This window comes from Microbacterium sp. (assembly GCF_049661145.1).
Lineage (GTDB): Bacteria > Actinomycetota > Actinomycetes > Actinomycetales > Microbacteriaceae > Microbacterium.
The window spans coordinates 1-2,676 of the sequence record NZ_JBASZT010000361.1 but is presented as its reverse complement, the minus strand read 5'-3'; the positions used below and the strand labels follow the sequence as shown (position 1 = coordinate 2,676).

The following is a 2,676-nucleotide window of genomic DNA, read 5'->3' as shown; positions in this document are numbered from 1 at the left end:
CGGCCGCTTCGTCGCGCGCCACCGCGCCGATCGCCCCGAGCACGCCCGCGGCTTTTCCGTGGGTCTCGCTGACCTCGCCGTGCGGGTCGGAGTGCCGCACGAGCGTCGCACCGACGGGGACGCGGAGCTTGCCGTCCACCAGGTAGGCCGTCCGGATGAGGATCGGCGCGTCGAGGTCGTGGGTGGCCGCGCCGCCGGCAACCGCGCCGGCAACCGCGTCCGCACCCTGGCCGCCGACATCCGACCCGGCATCCGTCGACCCGGCATCCGTCGGGGTGAACAGGGCCGCAACGCCGGAATAGTAGCCGCGTGGCGTGCGCTCGCGGCGGGTGATGACGCTGCACGCGTTCTGCATCGGCGAGCCGGTCACGGTCGGGGCGAACATCGTCTCGCGCAGGATGTCGCGCGGGTCCATCGTGCTGCGCCCGCGCAGCATGTACTCGGTGTGGGTCAGCCGCGACATCTCTTTGAGGTGCGGCCCGGTGATGCGACCGCCGTCGCTGCAGACGGCGCTCATCATCTTGAGTTCTTCGTCGACGACCATGAACAGTTCCTCGGTCTCCTTCGTGGAGGCGAGGAACTCGGCGAGAGCGTCGGGGGTCGCACCGCCGGCGGGATGGCGGAAGGTGCCCGAGATGGGGTTCATTGTGACGACACCGCCGGTCGCGCTGACGTGCGCTTCGGGGCTCGCGCCCACGGCCAGGTGACCGGGCGTCGAGACGAGGAACGTCCAGTACGCGCCGCGTTCGTGCTCCAGCAGGGCCCGGAACCACGTGAGGCCCGCGGTGAGCGGGTCGGCTTCGACGGATGCCGTGTAGTCGCGGCGGATGACGAAGTTGGCGCCCTCGCCGCGTCCGATCTCTTCGGCGATGACGTCGCGGACGATGTCGGCGTACTCCTCGTCGGCGATGTCGAATCCGCCGTCGCGCAGGACCACCGGTGCGGTGGGGAGCGCCGCGACGACCTCGTCGCGGGGGAGGCGCTGGTGCTCCGTGACGACGAGGCAGCGCAGCGGTGCACCGTCGTCGTGGCACTCGAACCCGCGCTCGACGACCTGCCGGTAGGGCACGAGCGCGAGCACTTCGCGCGGTGCGCCGGTGACCGGGTCGGTCAGCGGGATGTCGGCGAGCAGCGGCATATCGACGATGTCGCCGGTGAGCAGTTCGACGGTGTCGGCGTCGCGCGCGAGAAGTGCGAACGGGCGTGAGTCAGTGAGCTGAAGCATGTGCGGGCCTTCTGTCCTTCGGGTCTCTCCGATGGGCGGCCGCGTCGCGAAAACGAAAAGACCGCCCTGGAGGGCGGTCGTTCATCGGTTCGAGAACACTCCGCCTCAGCGGGTGAGCCACCAGTTCGCGAACATGTCGAAACCCTAGCAGATGCGCGCCGCGCGGCGGTCGCGGCGGCTTTTCAGTGGCGCTGCCGCGCCGTGGGGCAAGAAAGCCTGGGTCGTGTCACGAGACTTTCGAGTTCGTCGGTGGCCACCCGCCGCTCGGCGCGCCACTAGCGTGGTGCCATGCAGCTGCAGGAACTCCTGGACGCGGGGCCGTTGAAGGTGAGCGTGCTCTATGCCGACGCCGACGACCTGCGGCGTGAGTTCACGTGGACGTATACGACCGATCTGATCGATCCGCGCCGCTACCTGTCGCGCGGCCAGCTGCTGCTGACCGGTCTCGTGTGGCACGATGGGCCGGCCTCGAGCGACACCTTCGTCGGGCGCGCGGTGGAGGCGGGGGCGGCGGCGCTGCTGGTCGGCGATGCGCGTCACGGCTATGTGCCGGACGACGTGATCTCGGCGTGCCGCCGCTACGGACTGCCGCTGCTGCTGGTGCCGCGGGATGTGTCGTTCGCCGCCGTGACGGCGTTCGTCTCCAACGCGCAGGCGGCGACGCGGGTCCGGCAGCTCGCGGCGGGGCTTGTGCGCCAGCGCGAGTTGCTGCTCGACGTCTATCGCGGCCAGATGCTCGGTGACCTCGTTGAGCGCATCGCCGGCGATCTCGGGCGCCCGTTGTGGGTCATCTCGGCATCCGGTCGCACCGTCGCGTCCAGTGCGGCGCCGCTCCCCGACCTTGCGCGCGACGAGGCCGTCGCCGTCCACGCTGCCGGTGGTCCCTCACCCGCACTCGTGCGCGACGAGACGTCCGGCGAGGTCGTGCTGACGGTGTTCGTGATCGAGACGGTCGGCGATCATCCCGCGACCGCCTGGCTGCTGGTGACGGAGGGTGACTGGCGGCAGTGGGATCCGGCGATCCTCGACGTCGTGCGGGAGCTGTCGAGCGTCGTCGGCCTCTATCGCGTGCAGCATCGCGCGCACGTCCAGGAGCAGGCGAACGCTGCCACCCGCGTGATCGAGCTGATCGCGGGCGACGACGGTGATCCCGAGCTCATGCCGTACCTTCGGCAGGCGGGCATCGAGGCAGACGGCCGTACGATCGTCGTCGCCGCCGAGTTCGTGGGCGAGGCCGGCGAGGGGGAGGCGTCGCAGCAGCTCGCGCTCGACGTGCTGGCGGATGCCGCGGGTCACGTCGCTCCGCTCGGCCAAGCCGTCGTGGGACGCGACGCCGACGATCGCGCGATCGCGCTCATCCCGGTGGCGGGGGACGGCGCGGGTCTTCCCGCCGAGGTGACCGGTGCGCTGCAACGAATCGCCGGAAGCCTCGACGCGGCGCTGCTGCTGCG

General features: G+C 70.9%; 2 protein-coding genes. One reads left to right on the top strand and one right to left on the bottom strand.

The window, feature by feature from the left end; translation table 11 throughout:
- Positions 1-1,225, bottom strand: a 1,225-nt coding sequence (locus WBP48_RS14915; RefSeq protein ID WP_424441541.1) for a chorismate-binding protein, incomplete at its 3' end; no start/stop codon positions are given.
- A 288-nt stretch (positions 1,226-1,513) separates the two neighbouring features.
- Between WBP48_RS14915 and WBP48_RS14910 the strand changes: the two genes are divergently transcribed.
- On the top strand, positions 1,514-2,676 hold a 1,163-nt coding region (locus WBP48_RS14910; RefSeq protein WP_424441540.1), incomplete at its 3' end, for a PucR family transcriptional regulator ligand-binding domain-containing protein.